Source organism: Staphylococcus argensis, assembly GCF_002902305.1.
In the GTDB taxonomy this organism is placed as follows: Bacteria; Bacillota; Bacilli; order Staphylococcales; family Staphylococcaceae; genus Staphylococcus; species Staphylococcus argensis.
The window spans coordinates 378,077-394,404 of record NZ_PPPX01000001.1 but is presented as its reverse complement, the minus strand read 5'-3'; the positions used below and the strand labels follow the sequence as shown (position 1 = coordinate 394,404).

The window sequence follows — 16,328 nt, the reverse complement described above, 5'->3', positions numbered from 1 at the left end:
ACTGTGACGGGATACCGAATGTGAAAGCAACTACAGGCACTTGTTTATCAATCATTAACTCAATTGCGCCGTTGAAATTGCGTTCTTCTGCATTCATATCCACTTCAGGTTCACTCACTTGGTAACGTTCACGTAACGGCGCTAAATAATCTTGCATATCCTCAACTTCATCTGGATCATAAATCGCATCGGATGGTACAAATAAATTCACTGCGAACGGCAAATCCGTCAGTTCTTGAATTTCGATAATTTCTTTATTGAGTTGTTCCGGCGTCATATATCCTGCACCTATCATGCCTAACCCACCACTGTTGCTCACAGTAGCAACAAGTTCAGGTGTCGTACTCCCTGCCATGCCGGCTTGAATAATTGGATATTTGATTCCACATTGTTCAGTGATACGCGTTTGAAGTTTCATCATTACGCCTTCTTTCTATTTCTTCAATTTATGATAATCCTTAACATTTCGCTCTAATTTACGTTGTTCCTCTTCGTCCATCTCATCTTCAATTTCCATACCAAGCATATCTTCAATTAAATCTTCATGTGATAAGATCGCTTCAGTTCCACCGTATTCATCGAGAACGATAGCGAGATGTTTACGTGTGATAGTCATTTTACGCAAGGCCCACTCTGCTCGATTGTGCTCGTTAACAAATAGGGGTTGGGATGTATAGTCTAGCAACTGCTTATCTAAATTACGGCTCCACGCGAGCAAATACTTCGAGTGAAAGATGCCGACAATGTTGTCTATATCACCATCGTATACTGGATAGCGCGTATAGGGATGCGAAATTACCGTGTCGTAAACCTCTTCGTAACTCGCCTCTTTGGAAAAGGCTGTCACATTAATTCGCGGTGTCGTATTGATATCTGTAATCTTCAATTTCTCAAAGTCCATGACACCTTGAATACGATTCCTTTCCATCTCGTTAAAAGCACCTTCACTGCCCGCAATGGTCACCATCTGACGAATTTCTTCCTTAGAGTAATGTTGAGACGTCGTTTCTCCTCTTGAAAGCAAGCGATTGATACCATCTGTTAACGCGTTCAAGATCTTCGTTATTGGTTTGAAGATAATGACGAAAAACTGAATAGGTGTGAAGACCAATCGCGCAATACGATCAGGATATGTCGCCGCAACAGACTTCGGAATCACTTCAGAGATGATAATAATCGCCACCGTCGTCACCGCTGTCGCAATCCCTACATTGAGTCCGAGTCGCACAGCAAGTATCGTCACTAAGGTCGGCAGAATGATATTCGCGATATTATTCCCGATGAGAATCGTCGTTATAAATTCACTCGGTTTATTCAGCAAGTTGACAAGTTTCTGAGCTTTAGAGTCACCTTCGTTAGCAGCCGTCTGAATCTTCATGCGATTCGCTGCCGTTAATGCCGTTTCACTCCCCGAGAAGAAGAACGAGGCAAATAACAAGATGATAATCGATATAACCATAGATCTACAACCCCTTTATGTATGTCTAATTTGTTCAATCATCTTACGTTAATACTATAGGATAAATCATCTTCAAGTAAAATACCTTGAACCGCAAGGTAGCTATATTTTTAGTCTACCCTTTTACAATAGTGCTAGACTCAAAAACCGAATGCTTAATAGTTTGCTTCGTTAAAAGATGAGGTAATTTATAATAAATTTACTATTTCATTCATGAATAGGGTGTGATATCGTAACTTATGTCAGTGTGAATTGTGTGATGCATTGTGATAGTGGAGTCATTACATAAACATAACAGTGATTTTACTGAATATTCATATCTTATTATATAAAAGTGCATGCGAGCGCATCTCGTCTTAGCATAATTCTACAAGCATTGCACAACACATCGAAGAATTTACAGGAGGTTATATTATGAAGAAGTTACAGTTACTCGGTTCAACATTACTTTGCTCAACTCTATTACTCACAGGTTGTCAAAGTCACGAAGACAAAGTGAAGGAGGAGAAGAAACAAGAGGCGAAGAAGAAAGCTGATAAGAAGAAACAACAAAAAATCGAAAAAGACTATCGTGAGCACGCTAAAACGTTCTTTGAAGACATGTATACAGGTGCCCATCAAGTCAATATGCAACTCGATGATCCTGATAGTGATAAAAATGATTTCAAACGCCGTAAAGATGCATTGGAGAAAGATTATAAAAAATACAAAGACGGCATGGATAAATATCCGATTAAAGATAAGAAAAATAAACAAATCCATCAATTTATCACAGATATATATGAAATTGATAAGGCAAACCAAGACTACGAAGGTCAAGTACTCAATATTAAAGGATTAGATAACAAGATAGTTAGAAAATTACTGTGCCACGAATATTTCTATTATGATATGACGATGCTAATGCTTGGTGAAAAATACGAGAATCTTGAATTCGAAGATTTATTTGATAAAAGAACAGTGGATTATATTAATACAATTATTACTGATGGAGGTAATGACCCACAGAATACGCTAGCCACCTTCATCGCTCGTCAAGGTGAAGACAAGCAAGCTACGAAAGCCCAAATAAAAAAGCTACCAAAAATAGATTTAGATCGCTACAGTAAAATCGTTACTGAAAAAGATGATGAGACAAAGTCTGCAGATAGAACAAACAAAGCAATTGATACGGTCAACAAACGCCTCGATAAAGATTCTAAAATCAGTCACGTTAAAGGCAGTATCAATGCGCATTTTTATGATGTAATTAAAGCAGAGGATGAAATGTTTGAACATCAAGATGAATATAAAGAAAAATTGAAACAAGCAGAAGCGCAAAGTAAATAATCTGGTCAAAGTAATAAAGTGTATACATCTCTCAAAATTAATTATATAGATGAAAAGATTTTGAAAAGGAGAACATCATGAAAAAATACTTCAAATTAATTACTATTATTATATTTACTACTTCTATCTTACTAACTGGATGCCAAAGTTCTAAAAAACAAGAACACAAACCGGATTACCGAAGTACTGCTAAGAAGTTCATCGATCAGCTGTCTAATGAAGGTGAAAAGCATAAAGATAAAACCCCTTCATTCAAAGAAGTCGTCGCCATTCATAAAAAGCATCAGAAAAACCTTGAAAAATACTATAAAGAATATAAAAATAATGTAGATCCACAGGATTTGAAGAATAAAGATAATAAGAAGCTAGATCATTTGCTCACAGAAATCTACGAGGTTAATCATGACTTCACGATAAATGTGAATCAAGTGGGCAATGTCAAAGGTGTCGACGAACCAACTTACATGAAGCATATGACGCAACACTTATATTTGGCTGAAATACTATCTATGAATGTCGCTAAGGAATTAGAAGAATTCGACTATAATCCGCTACTAGGTAAAAAACATTCCGAAGCCTTAGAAGATTTAGTTAGAGAGGAAATGCCTACTGATAAACTTCCTCCTTACGTTGACATGCAAGGTCAAGATCATATGATACCTAAAGATCAGCGGGCTAAAATATCAAAAATTGACTTGAATAAGTATAAAGATTATACAAGTGAAAAATACAGAAAAAAAGTTCCGAAAGAAGTAATTAATGAAGTCATTGATAAGATAAATAAAAAGTTAGATGACGATATACAATTCAAGCACGTTGATGAGGATATGCCGGCAAGTGTTACAACTGCTTTATCCAAAGAACTCGACGCACTAGATGGATATCTATAAAATTATTTGCGCTTGCGTCAGTAAGTACGTAGAGCAATTCGTTTCACCCAGCAAATGAAACCCACAAATTGATAAAGATAAAGAGACTGGGACATTAATGCGAATTAACTTTTTATATAAATTAAAAGCAAGCTTAAACTAAATTTTTGAGTAAATTTTCAATGTGTACTCGAGACGCTTGATGGAACTAGACCACAACGAAAATCCATTCTTAGAGCTCTATGAGCGAAAAGAATTAGTTGAGTGTGGTCCCATAAGCAAGCGAGAGTTTTAACATTGAAAATTAATAAATTTTAATTTTGTCCCAGTCTCTTTTTTACTTTTGATTCTCGAGTTCAGTCTATCTTTCAGTAACTTCAATTACCTCCGAGCGTATGACTAAGCGCTTTTTACACGAGTGTGCCCACCTATTACTCTGGTTGCTCAGAAATTTTAATCTTATCCCTAACTTGATCTAAATCTTTCGCTTTATGATATTTATGCACGATGCGCTTCGTGTTAAATTTAATTCCGCCTTTATGCATATCTTCAAATTTGAACGGACTCTGACTACCAAATAAGATAATTTCTTTCTGACTCACTGCGATATATGAACGGTAAGGTCCCTTATTAGGTTGTACGACATACACTTTCATATTATCTGGCGTATGCTCGATATTAGCTTTGTGCAGTTGCAATTCAGAAATCGACTTATATTTATCCTTACCCTTTAATCCTTGATATTGCAACTCATATTTTCCTCGTTTCAACTCTTTCGCCGTAATCATATAACGATCGACGCGGCGTGCATGCAATGCCATTGCAACGAGTGCTTTATCATCGTAATCCGCATGACGATTTTCACTTTTACCATGAGATGTCGCATGATTATGCTGCGATGTATGATCCGACTTCGACTGTGATGTATGCTTCTCCGTCTTCTTAGTGTGAGAAGACGTGTCAGAATCCTCCTCACTTGAATGATTGAATCCGCAACCTGACAATATCGTCGCCGAAATCAGCCCACAACATACGAGTGTTCTCACTTTCATCTTCCCATCCCCTTTACTTTAAATTTCTTCTCCATCCTCATTATATTTCGTCACATTGCCATCTTCATCAATAATATACGAACCTCGCAAGTTTCCTGCTTTATCCGTATATGAGAAGCCCCAATTACCATCGTCAGTCTTTTCAGGCTCTTTGAAAATGTATTTATCGGTATCTAAGGCATGCCCCTCATAATCCTCTACTTTATCTATCACATTACTACGCGTCACTTTCGTATCGCTATCTGATGAATCATTATCTTTCGCTTTGTAATGACCATAGCCATCATTGCCATTCAGATTAGTGAACAACGCCGCATATTTATCAATTTGTGCTTGCGAAGGATGCTTCAGTTTATATACGTCACCGTTATTTAGAATACGTTGCGATTCCTTTCTACTATAATCATCGTCCATCCAACGGCGATCTTGGAAGTGACTCGGCACATTATAAACGGTTATCGTTCCATCATTGTTATTCGTATAATGGATGACTCCTCGTGCTCTAGGCGTAGCCACGATGAGCTGCATACCGTCTGGATAAGATGCGCTATCAACGTCATCGAACGGATTCATTTTATTACCGGAAACGTCGCTATGCATGAACTCAACAACATCAGATGGTCCAAATACTGTCAGCCACACTTTAGCATAATATTCGGCCGATTGTGTATTCTCTTGATGCGAACTTGAACTTGAGTTACTGTCGTCTTTCTTCTTCGCAAAGCGATGCACGTTCTTTTTCTCATGATGTTTCTCGTTGTGATGACTCTCGTGCTTCTCACTGTTAGTTGACTTCGAGCCATGTTGATCTTTACTATCTGAACTGTCACCGTTTCCACAAGCTGCAAGCAACAATGACGTGGCGAGGAGTCCAGACACAACATATTTTTTATTCATCTACTCATCTCTTTTCAGTAAAAGTATTATATATTCGTGGCCAAATCAAAGTATGATCCTTTGCGGTTATTATACTATATTTTCAGTAAAATGAATGCGTTTTATTTATGTTTCTTGAGTATGTAAAAAGGCCACGTTGCAAGTTTGGCAACGTGGCTAATTATCAATCTACTTTAGTAATGATTCACTAAATTCAGACCATGCTAATGAGATTTGCTCGAATTTATGAGGATAAAGTACTTTTAAATTATCTAAATTCGAATCAGTAAATAGACTATTAGAGTTTATAGTGTATGGTTTATGCGTCCTTACAAAACAATAATCTCGCGTGATATATCGCAGAGTAGGACACTCTATTTTACCTATACTTATATCAAATTTGTAATCGATATTCTTTTTATTTGAAACTGAAGATATTGGAAGAACGGTCAAATCTGTGTGAAAGTAATTTCTCTCTATAGCAATAATCAATATAGGACGTACTTTAAATCTTACTGATTTTGTCTTAACATCATAATAATGCATTCTAGATTTAACAACTGTATTCACTAACTTATTCGGTTGATAATTGAAAACCAAATTTCATCGTCTCCCAATCTACGTCTTCAAACTCATCGACATACATGTCATATAGATGATCATACATACGATTTGGATCAATGTCTGGATCATTAACTATGACTGGTATTGCACCATCAGCAATATCATAACTTTTTAAATAATAATCTGACTTGATAGTACGGCTTAAATCAGCTAAATATTCTACAGAATACATGCCATAAGTTTGAACTGTATGATCGATAATCTCTTTTGCAGAACTATCTTGACACGTACCTATTTGAGCGCCATCCTTTTCGAAGAAAGAAGCTAATATTGGAATCGCTGGTTCTTTATCCCCTTTTACTAAAGAAGGAGAATACAAAGGCTTATCCGTAATTTGATAACTTATAAATTGTGCTAAGAACGCAAAAATTTGTAACTTAGTAGAATCGTTGCCGAACTTAACGTTATGAGTATTTTCATAAGACTTGATAAGATACTTTGCAACTGCAAAAATATTTTCCATAGTCATTATCCTTTCTTGTTGTAATGTATCGTTGGTGCAAGCGTTTAGTAACATCCTATCTTATTCATATCAATCTCGAATTCACTTGAATCAATACTGTTCTACGTTTCGCCTAAACTATACTTTTCTATATCTTACACGCAGAGAGTAACTCTTGTCTATATAATTTATACGAAAACTTTAAATTGCTATCCTTTGTTAAAAAACTATGGAAATTTATTTCTTATTTTTAAACTTTGCAATTAAGGTTCCAATGCCTACTAGTATGAGAAAAGTGATAACCCAACTGACTATAGTAAAAATAACAATTTCTCTCCTTTCCTTTGGTGCTATTAGAATAAAATTCATTTCACGACTTATCAAATTATAATCAATAATCACTTCAAATTACTTAAAAAACCAAGTAAGCGATAGTAGCTTACTTGGTTAATCAAATACTCTTTTAATTTAGATTTATATTTCGTTTCCTTTCTCATCGTATTTAGTAACATTACCATTCCCATCTACTTTATATGACCCACGTAAAGTGCCAGCTTTATCAGTATAAGAGAAGCCCCAATTACCATCTTCAGTTTTCTCAGGTTCTTTATAAGTATATTTATCTGTATTGAGCTTATGTCCTTCATAATCTTCTACTTTATCAATTACATTATCACGGGTTACTTTACTTTCTCCCTTACTGCTTGATGAAGATGTTTGTGAACTAGAATCAGCCTTACCATCTTCGTCAAATTGTTTAGCTAAAACCTTTACATCTGGATCAGATGAGTTAACTAATTTATATACTTTACCATTATTTAAAATGCGTTCCGATTCACTTTTACTATAATCATCCTCCATCCAACGTTTATCTTGGAAATGACTAGGAACGGAGTACACAGTAATAGTACCATCATTGTTATTTGTGTAATACACTTGTCCTGCCGCAGTTACATCAGCAGATAAAAATTGCATGCCATCAGGAAACTTAGCAGTAGCATTTTTATTATATGGATTTAAAGGCTCTTCAGAAACATCTTTATGAGTAAGTCCTGAAACATTAGAATTCTTAATAACACTCATCCAAACTCGCGCATAAAATTCAGAGGTTTGAGTATTATTAGTATCTTCAGTTTGTTGTTGATTATTATCGGCTATATTAATCTTCTTCGCTACTTTATCTAGATTCTTTTCATCGCCATATTTTTTCTCTAAATCTTTAATTTTTAGTACTTTTCCTTGTTGTCTTACTTCATCGTAAGTAAAGGTACTTTGTGCACCAAATAGAATAATTTCTTTATCACTAACTCCAATGAGCGATACACCATCAGGTTTAGCTGGATCGGTTTTATAAAATGTAACGTTGTTAGGGGTATTAGTAACAGAACTAGAATCTTTTGTTAAAGTGAGATTAGAAACAGACTTAGTGTTACCACTGTTGCCACTTTGAGGAGCCTCATACTCTCCATCTAACAATTCTTTCGCAGTAATAGAATACTTATCTGCTTCTGGAGAGAACAACGCCATCGCAATATGTTGTTTTTTATCAAATTTCTGTTCTTGTTCCTTTGATTTGTGGGATTTTGAATTGTCATCATTAGAGTTTGAGGAGTGATTTTTAGATTTTGAACTATCATTTTTATGAGATTTCTTATCTTCCGTTTTGTGAGAAGATTCCTTTTTATCACTATGATGTTTAGAGCCATCGTCGCCCTGATTACATGCACCTAGTAGCAAAGTACTTCCTAATAATGCACTAACTAAATATCTCTTTTTCATAAATAGTGTCTCCTTTATAGCAAAGTTTAACTTGATGCTTAAATTATACTTAATTAGCAAGACACTATTTGTCCAATTGACTAAGGATTCTGCTCTACTTGCCATTCATTGAATTATTCCCTTTTCCACCTCAAAACAACGAAAACCCTGATGTCTCTTAGACCCCAGAGTTTGCCTACAAATTACTTTTCACTATTCTTTTTAAGAAGGTAGTTTAGATGTATTTTTCGAGCTATCATGATTAACAACGGTAAACTTAATATGAATAACGAGATGTACATTTTAAATGTCATAGTTGTTTATCTCCTTTGATTTATATATAGTTTAAGTGTAGGGAGGAGTCCTTAGGCTCCTGTTACTATTTTTCTTGGTTATCTTTTTGTTTTCTAGATAACCGAGATGCCAAATTCTTAGTTGTCTTATTAATGCTGGAATTATCATTATCTTAATTGTTAATGGTGGTTCCAGCATTTTTGTATCAAGTGGTTTATAGTGCCCCACCTCTATTCACTTGAAATGAGTATGCTTTTAAAAATCTATTATATGGTCAATAGTAAACGTTGATGCATACTTGGTGTGACCTCTTCCTCCAATAAATAAAAACAAAAAACCCCCCGATGCCTCGAGGGCACCAGGGTTATGAAATGGTATCATTCGAGATGAATCGACTATTAAAAGCCTTATATATTAATGGTTAAGATTAACCAATTGAGCCTTCCATTTCGAATTTGATAAGACGGTTCATTTCAACCGCATATTCCATTGGAAGTTCTTTAGTGAATGGTTCGATGAAGCCCATTACGATCATTTCAGTCGCTTCTTCTTCTGAAATACCACGGCTCATCAAGTAGAATAATTGTTCTTCTGATACTTTAGATACTTTCGCTTCGTGTTCTAATGAGATGTTATCGTTGAACACTTCGTTGTAAGGGATAGTATCTGAAGTAGATTCGTTATCTAGGATTAATGTGTCACATTCGATGTTTGAACGTGCACCTTTCGCTTTACGTCCGAAGTGAACGATACCGCGATAGATAACTTTACCGCCATTTTTAGAAATGGATTTAGAAACGATAGTTGAAGACGTATCTGGTGCTTTGTGAATCATCTTCGCACCTGCGTCTTGTACTTGTCCTTTACCTGCAAAGGCGATAGACAATGTACTACCTTTAGCACCACGACCGTTAAGCACACAGTTTGGATATTTCATCGTTAACTTAGAACCTAAGTTACCGTCTACCCATTCCATGTTACCGTTCTCGTGAACCATTGTACGTTTAGTTACTAAGTTATAAACGTTGTTGGCCCAGTTTTGGATTGTAGTATAACGTACGTGCGCATCTTTGTGTACGATGATTTCAACTACTGCTGAGTGAAGTGAGCTTGTAGTGTAAACTGGTGCTGTACAACCTTCAACGTAGTTTACTGACGCGCCTTCGTCAGCGATAATCAACGTACGTTCGAATTGACCCATGTTCTCAGAGTTAATACGGAAGTACGCTTGTAATGGTGTATCTAATTTTACGTTTTTAGGAACGTAAATGAATGATCCACCTGACCATACTGCTGAGTTTAATGCTGCGAATTTGTTGTCAGCAGCGGGTACTACTGATGCGAAGTATTCTTTGAATAAATCTTCGTGTTCTTTAAGCGCAGTGTCTGTATCTTTGAAGATGATACCTTTCTCTTCAAGTTCTTTCTCCATGTTGTGGTAAACAACTTCTGATTCATATTGTGCAGATACACCTGCTAAATATTTCTGTTCTGCTTCAGGGATACCTAATTTATCAAATGTACGTTTGATTTCTGCTGGTACCTCGTCCCAAGAACGTTGTGTACGTTCTGATGGCTTAACGTAGTACGTAATGTCATCGAAATCAAGTTCTGATAAATCGCCACCCCATTGTGGCATTGGCATCTTGTAGAACTGTTTCAATGCTTTAAGTCGGAAGTTAAGCATCCACTCAGGTTCTTCTTTCATATTTGAAATTTCTTTAACGACATTTTCAGTTAGACCACGTTCTGATCTAAAGATAGAAACGTCTTTCTCATGGAAACCATATTGGTATTCGCCAACATCAGGTGCTTTCTTAGCCATGATAATCACTCCTTCTATATTGTATCCACGACATTTACCTTGCGAGATCTATATCGAGATGCGATGCATCTATACTTTAATCTTGTTGTTACTTTCTAGTGTGAATGGAATATTACACATTGTCAACGGCTGTAGACCGTTGAATTTATTCTGTTTTACCTTCTTTTTCTACTGTTCCCTTTTCAAGTGCTTTCCATGCAAGAGTGGCACATTTGATTCGTGCTGGGAACTGAGAAACACCTTGTAATGCCTCGATGTCTCCCATCTCTTCAGTGATTTCGTAATCTTCACCGAGCATCATTTTAGTAAACTCTTGACTCATACGCATTGCATCTGCGAGAGATTGACCTTTGACAGCCTCAGTCATCATTGAAGCACTAGACATTGAGATTGAGCAACCCTCGCCATCAAATTTAGCATCTTTAATCACGCCATCTTCAATATCGAATGTGAGATGGATGCGATCCCCACAAGTTGGGTTATTCATATCTACAGTCATAGAGCCATCTTCTACAGTCCCTTTGTTACGCGGATTCTTGTAGTGATCCATGATAACTGAACGATATAATTGATCTAAATTGTTAAAATTCATATGAGAAAAACTCCTTCGTTTGCTTCAATGCGTGCACAAGTTGATCGACATCTTCTTTCGTATTATAAACGTAGAAGCTTGCACGTGCAGTTGAAGATTGACCTAACCATTTCATCAATGGTTGAGCACAATGGTGTCCGGCACGTACTGCTACACCTTCAGTATCTACTGCTGTAGCTACGTCATGAGGGTGGATGTCTGTAAAGTTAAAGGTAATCACGCCTGCGCGTCGTTCTTTCGGAGGTCCGTAGATTTCAAGACCTTCAATCGCATTCATTTGATCATACGCATACTCTGTTAATTCTTTCTCATGTGCTTGAATAGCGTCAAAGCCAAGCTTTTCAAGATAACGAACAGCTTCAGCTAAGCCAATTGCTTCAGCAATAAGTGGTGTACCTGCTTCGAATTTCGTTGGTAAATCCGCCCATGATGCATCGTATTTACTTACGAAGTCGATCATGTCGCCACCATATTCGATAGGTTCCATATCGAGTAACAAGTCTCTTTTACCATATAAGACACCGATACCTGTAGGGCCAAGCATCTTGTGACCACTGAAGCTGAAGAAATCAACATCTAAGTCTTGGACGTCGATGTCCATATGAGGTGTAGATTGCGCACCGTCAACGCTGATCACTGCATCATGTGCATGTGCAATTTCAGCGATGGCTTTCACGTCGTTAATCGTACCCAACACGTTAGAAACGTGCGTAATTGCTACGATCTTCGTACGATCAGTAATCGTATCTTCGACATCCTCAATCTTAACTTCACCTTCTGGCGTCATCGGAATGAATTTCAACTGTGCATTCTTACGCTTAGCGAGCTCTTGCCAAGGAACGATATTCGCATGGTGTTCCATTTCAGTGACTACGATTTCGTCACCTTCCTCGACATTCGCATCACCATAACTACGCGCCACTAAGTTAATAGCTGCTGTCGTACCTCGTGTGAAGACGATTTCTTCGAAGTATTGTGCATGGATAAAACGTCTTACCGTTTCACGAGCATTCTCGTAGCCGTCTGTCGCAAGTGCGCCTAAAGTATGCACACCACGATGCACATTGGAGTTATAACGTTGGTAGTAATCAGAAATGACATCGATGACTTGTGATGGCGTTTGACTTGTCGCACTTGTATCTAAATATGCTAAACGTTTGCCGTTCACTTGTTGATTTAATATCGGAAAGTCTTTAATAATTTCGTTCACATTTAATGTTTCGGCCATTCTATTCACAGACCTTTCTTCATAGAATCATTCATTGAACTAATGCTCACATCACCGAATCTAAGAGTGAACTTCAAAGTGAGAACTCAGCGACATGTCCTGACGAATATCATCTTGGCTTATCGTCGCTCAGTTTCACTCAGTTCAACGTTTATTTATTGACTTTAAGTTCAATTACTTCACGAAGTTGACGTTTAACGTCTTCAATTGGTAATTCACGTACAACTGGGTCTAAGAAACCATGAATAACAAGACGTTCTGCTTCATGACGTGAAATACCACGACTCATTAAATAGTACAATTGCTCAGGGTCTACACGACCTACTGACGCTGCGTGACCTGCTTCTACATCATCTTCGTCGATGAGTAAGATTGGGTTCGCGTCACCACGTGCTTTTTCAGAAAGCATTAAGACACGTGATTCTTGGTTCGCGATAGATTTCGTACCACCATGTTTGATGTGGCCTACACCGTTGAATACAGTAGATGCATTCTCGCGCATAACACCGTGTTTTAAAATGTAACCGTCTGTTTCTTGACCGTATTGAACAATCTTAGACGTTAAGTTCACTTTCTGACTACCTGTGCCGACAACTACTGATTTCAATTCACTAGTTGAACGGTCACCGATTAAGTTTGTAGTGTTGTCGATGATTTGACTACCATTGTTCATTAAACCAAGTGCCCAGTTGATTGACGCATCCGCTTCAGCATGACCACGACGGATGATATGACTTGTAAAGCCTTCATCTAAGTAGTCTACTGAACCGTAAGTGATATTTGAATTAGCGCCAGCAATCACTTCAGAAATAATGTTAACTTGGTTGTCATTACCTTCTGAGTTAGATAAATAGTTCTCAACGTAAGTTACTTCAGCGCTTTCTTCTGTAGCGATGATGACATGGTTGAAGAAACTTGCTTTTTCATCATCGTGAAGTACCACGTATTGAATAGGATGTTCTACTACTACGTTTTTAGGTACATATACGAATAATCCACCATTGATTAACGCTGTGTGTAATGCTGTGAGGCGGTGTTCGTCGACGTTTACCGCTTCAGTCATTAAATACTTTTTAACTAAATCAGGATGGTTAACGAGCGCTTCTGCTAAGCCTTCAACAATTACGCCATCGTTCTTAGCTGATTCTGAAAGACGAGTGAACGCTGTTGAGTTATTGTGCTGAATCACAAGGTTCTCAGAGCGATCTACGTCGATAATACGTTTGATAGAATCAGGAAACTCTTCTAAAGTCTCGTAAGCGCCACCTGTTGTTTCAAGTTGTTGGAAAGAGTCAAAGTCCCATCTCTTAATCTTAGTCTTGTCTGGTCTTGGCATTTCTAAAGTTTCTGTTAATTTCAACGCCTCTTTACGTAAATCAGTGAGCCATGAAGGTTCATTATGGGCTTGTGAATATTCAACAAGTTGCGCTTCAGAAATGTTTAAAGTTTCAGTCGTCATACTATATTTCCTCCCATTTGATGATATTCAGTTTGTCATCTCTCTTAAACAATAGACTTAAATTGAGTCTTATTCTGCAGCACCAAACTCTTCTTTAACCCATTCGTAACCTTCGTCTTCAAGACGTTTAGCAAGTTCAGGTCCACCTGTCTTAACGATCTTACCACCGTACATCACGTGTACTTGGTCTGGTGTAATGTAGTTTAATAGACGTTGGTAGTGAGTGATGATAAGTGAACCAAATTCGTCGCCGCGCATTTCGTTGATACCTTTAGATACAACTTTCAATGCGTCGATATCTAAACCTGAGTCGATTTCGTCAAGGATAGCGAATTTAGGTTGTAACATCATTAATTGAAGAATTTCGTTACGTTTCTTCTCACCGCCAGAGAAACCTTCGTTAAGGTAACGTTGCGCCATGTTAGGATCGATATCTAAGAATTCCATTTCTTTATCTAATTTTTTGATGAATTGCATCAAGTTGATTTCGTCGCCTTCTTCACGTTTCGCATTGATTGCTGATCTCATGAAGTCTGCATTCGTCACACCAGTGATTTCTGATGGATATTGCATAGCTAAGAATAAACCAGCTTTCGCACGTTCATCTACATCAAGTTCTAATACGTTCACGCCATCTAATAATACTTCACCTTGAGTCACTTCATATGTTGGGTGACCCATAATTGCTGAAGAAAGCGTAGATTTACCTGTACCGTTAGGTCCCATTACCGCATGAATTTCGCCAGCATTAATTGTTAAATTGACACCTTTTAAAATCTCTTTATCCTCAATAGACACATGTAGGTCTTTAATTTCTAATGTTGATGGCATACATATTCCCTCCGTAATATATAATCTGATTTCTTGACTAGTTTATAATAATTTTAATCTGTCGTCAAAATACTAAGCCTCTGTTTCACCCATTTATTATAACGCAGTTCCAAAGCAATATAAACCATTCGGCGCCTTAATTTAAAATTATTATTAAAAAGATAGGATTTTAAAATAGAAGTGGCGAAAAGTTGACAACTGATAAAACTATTGTTGGTGTTCTCAATGGCGTGGAGGGATTTTTGCGGAGGAAGAAGGATCGATGTTTTTAAGAAATTTCTTTTACCATGCTTTCTAATTCATAAATCTCACTACACAAAAAACGCAGAGCTTTCAATTTGAAATTACTAATAACATCAGATTGTAAATACTCTACGTTTAATTTAACTTAATAAGCTTTCTATAAATTCATCTTTAAGTTCATACACTACCGGATTGCTTTTCAACTTATTTAAATGTTCTTCAAAATCGTTGATTACTCGATCAACCTTCATTCTCGAAATGCGAGTAAACTCACTTAACTCTTTAAGTGTAATTCTCGTTAGCGGACTTCCAAATACTTTATCTTGTAAAAGTATATATAGCACTCGAGCTTCAGTTTTATTTGAAACCCGATCAGCTAATTTTTGTTCAAGTATACTAAGTAAACTTATATTTTCTTGGAATTTCTCTTTAATTTGCTCTTGTCCTTCAACTAAAAGATCTAACATATCGTTGATAAATTGCGTGAGTTCTCCCATATTGTAGAAATTAGACGTGTTTTCGAAAGCTTTATAATATTTATTTTTATAACGGTTAACTATTGAAGAAAAAGTTAAAGCAGTAAATGGATCAGAATGATTGTTCAATAGATGGGCAACGAGATATCTTCCTACCCGACCGTTACCATCATAAAATGGATGGAGATATTCAAACATAAAATGGCTCGCCATAATCTTTAATATTTCAGGAGCGTCGAAGTTATTAATAAATGATAATATACGCGTTAGATATTCATAAATTTCTGGTTCTTTATATTCATTACGATGTGTCCATTTTCCCTTACCTTGATTAAACACACCTATACCTTTATTTCTAAACATGTGACCATCAGGCATATCATCTTTCTTTATTTCATCAGAAACTAAATTATCGAATATTTTTCTAATATCGCTAACATGGGTTAACTCTGATTGCTGTTCTTGCATCAATAAATATTGGTTAACTAAGCCATTAAATCTATTGCGTTCACCGTTAAGTGCATCAGCGATTTCATTCTTAGTACTTTCAACGTTCTCAATTTCGTTAGTACTTTGTAGTTCTTCAATTAATAGTTGTTTAATAAAAGCTTTATTAGCAAAATCCGATGTATCCATCGCAAGTTGATTAATATCTTTAGATAAATTGTGAAATTGATCTAGTTTTTCTAGCAATAAACAATTTACAGAGAAGAATAAAGGATAGTTCCCTTGAGTAAGCTGCCTACCATCTTGAATAGGTTGTAGTTCAATATGAGTGATATATGTTGAACAACTATGTAATCGCCTTTGATACTCATTTTTCATGTTTTCTTTTCCGCACATATGAAATATTGGTTTTAAAGTTTTGTACTCCACGTTTTATTTCTCCTCCTTTTCTAGTAAACTTTTAAATTAGCGTAATTAATTATAATATAAAAATACAGATTAAAGCAGAGTAACTTAATATTGTC

The 16,328-nt window shown here is 36.5% G+C and carries 14 protein-coding genes; 2 read left to right on the top strand and 12 right to left on the bottom strand.

Annotated features, from left to right (window positions below; all coding sequences use genetic code 11):
• Both CD039_RS12015 and CD039_RS02070 read right to left on the bottom strand, forming a co-directional pair.
• On the bottom strand, window positions 1-418 hold a 418-nt coding region (locus CD039_RS12015), incomplete at its 3' end, for an NAD(P)H-dependent flavin oxidoreductase (protein ID WP_420853092.1).
• A gap of 15 nt (window positions 419-433) precedes the next feature.
• Complete coding sequence (locus CD039_RS02070; protein WP_103370921.1) at window positions 434-1,459, bottom strand: hemolysin family protein; 1,026 nt, start codon at window positions 1,457-1,459, stop codon at window positions 434-436.
• Between the two features lie 414 nt (window positions 1,460-1,873).
• Between CD039_RS02070 and CD039_RS02065 the strand changes: the two genes are divergently transcribed.
• Together CD039_RS02065 and CD039_RS02060 are read left to right on the top strand one after the other, a co-directional pair.
• Window positions 1,874-2,788: a hypothetical protein gene (locus CD039_RS02065; protein WP_103370920.1), complete on the top strand. Its 915-nt coding sequence runs from the start codon at window positions 1,874-1,876 to the stop codon at window positions 2,786-2,788.
• Window positions 2,789-2,865: 77 nt separating this feature from the next.
• The gene (locus CD039_RS02060; protein WP_103370919.1) at window positions 2,866-3,678 is read left to right on the top strand and encodes a hypothetical protein; all 813 of its coding nucleotides are present in this window, start codon (window positions 2,866-2,868) and stop codon (window positions 3,676-3,678) included.
• A gap of 410 nt (window positions 3,679-4,088) precedes the next feature.
• On the opposite strand, the gene CD039_RS02055 is transcribed toward CD039_RS02060, so the two are convergent.
• From CD039_RS02055 to CD039_RS02005, 10 genes are all read right to left on the bottom strand, one after another.
• Window positions 4,089-4,709 carry a hypothetical protein gene (locus CD039_RS02055; protein ID WP_103370918.1) on the bottom strand — a complete coding sequence of 207 codons (621 nt, stop codon included), beginning with the start codon at window positions 4,707-4,709 and terminating at the stop codon, window positions 4,089-4,091.
• 18 nt (window positions 4,710-4,727) lie between these two features.
• Entirely contained in the window at window positions 4,728-5,606 is an 879-nt protein-coding gene (locus CD039_RS02050) for a hypothetical protein (protein ID WP_103370917.1), read from the bottom strand.
• A gap of 553 nt (window positions 5,607-6,159) precedes the next feature.
• Window positions 6,160-6,672, bottom strand: coding sequence for a hypothetical protein (locus CD039_RS02040; protein ID WP_103370915.1), 513 nt, complete (start codon window positions 6,670-6,672; stop codon window positions 6,160-6,162).
• Between the two features lie 453 nt (window positions 6,673-7,125).
• Window positions 7,126-8,430: a hypothetical protein gene (locus CD039_RS02035; protein WP_103370914.1), complete on the bottom strand. Its 1,305-nt coding sequence runs from the start codon at window positions 8,428-8,430 to the stop codon at window positions 7,126-7,128.
• A 700-nt stretch (window positions 8,431-9,130) separates the two neighbouring features.
• Window positions 9,131-10,528 carry a Fe-S cluster assembly protein SufB gene (gene sufB, locus CD039_RS02030; RefSeq protein WP_002471464.1) on the bottom strand — a complete coding sequence of 466 codons (1,398 nt, stop codon included), beginning with the start codon at window positions 10,526-10,528 and terminating at the stop codon, window positions 9,131-9,133.
• 145 nt (window positions 10,529-10,673) lie between these two features.
• Entirely contained in the window at window positions 10,674-11,120 is a 447-nt protein-coding gene (gene sufU, locus CD039_RS02025; RefSeq protein ID WP_002471460.1) for a Fe-S cluster assembly sulfur transfer protein SufU, read from the bottom strand.
• Window positions 11,110-12,348 (bottom strand): cysteine desulfurase, encoded by a 1,239-nt coding sequence (locus CD039_RS02020; protein WP_002471458.1) that lies wholly within the window; start codon window positions 12,346-12,348, stop codon window positions 11,110-11,112. The genes sufU and CD039_RS02020 overlap by 11 nt, the downstream gene beginning before the upstream one ends.
• 151 nt (window positions 12,349-12,499) lie before the next feature.
• Window positions 12,500-13,807 carry a Fe-S cluster assembly protein SufD gene (gene sufD, locus CD039_RS02015; RefSeq protein WP_103370913.1) on the bottom strand — a complete coding sequence of 436 codons (1,308 nt, stop codon included), beginning with the start codon at window positions 13,805-13,807 and terminating at the stop codon, window positions 12,500-12,502.
• A gap of 69 nt (window positions 13,808-13,876) precedes the next feature.
• Window positions 13,877-14,638 carry a Fe-S cluster assembly ATPase SufC gene (gene sufC, locus CD039_RS02010; RefSeq protein ID WP_002471459.1) on the bottom strand — a complete coding sequence of 254 codons (762 nt, stop codon included), beginning with the start codon at window positions 14,636-14,638 and terminating at the stop codon, window positions 13,877-13,879.
• Between the two features lie 383 nt (window positions 14,639-15,021).
• Window positions 15,022-16,233: a Fic family protein gene (locus tag CD039_RS02005; RefSeq protein WP_103370912.1), complete on the bottom strand. Its 1,212-nt coding sequence runs from the start codon at window positions 16,231-16,233 to the stop codon at window positions 15,022-15,024.
• Between the last annotated feature and the right edge of the window lie 95 nt (window positions 16,234-16,328).